The organism is Escherichia sp. KCJ4928 (genome assembly GCF_004352695.1).
Taxonomy (GTDB): Bacteria; Pseudomonadota; Gammaproteobacteria; order Enterobacterales; family Enterobacteriaceae; genus ECMA0423.
Map to the genome: position 1 here is coordinate 1 of NZ_SJWV01000657.1, position 353 is coordinate 353.

At 55.5% G+C, this 353-nt stretch carries 1 protein-coding gene; it reads right to left on the reverse strand.

All coding sequences use genetic code 11. The features are described from left to right. Nucleotides 1–353: Rpn family recombination-promoting nuclease/putative transposase (locus E0D98_RS26115; RefSeq protein WP_131891582.1), on the reverse strand; the 353-nt coding region annotated here is incomplete at both ends.

Consider the following 353-nt stretch of genomic DNA (forward strand, 5'->3'; position numbering starts at 1 on the left):
TTTTAGCCGCAAGCGCCGGATTCTCAAAACAGTCCAGCCAGTTCATGCTGTACGGGTACGGGCTGCGCTCACCGTGATAGAACAGCACCGGAATGACCAGTGGCAACGTTTTGTGCTGCTCCAGATGCCTCTGCATCGCCGCCACACTGTAACGTAACATGCGAAAAGGCATGTACAGATTTTCGGTGCTCTGGTGCTCGATGAGCGTATAAACATAGCCGTCTTTACCCCCGGTGGTTTTCACACTCCAGAGGATATCGCTGGCGTACTGATGCAGGTCCGGCTCAACAAAGGTGGCGGGTTCCAGCTTCAGCGTGGACAGGTCGCACAACTGCCGGTACTCCGCCGGAAGA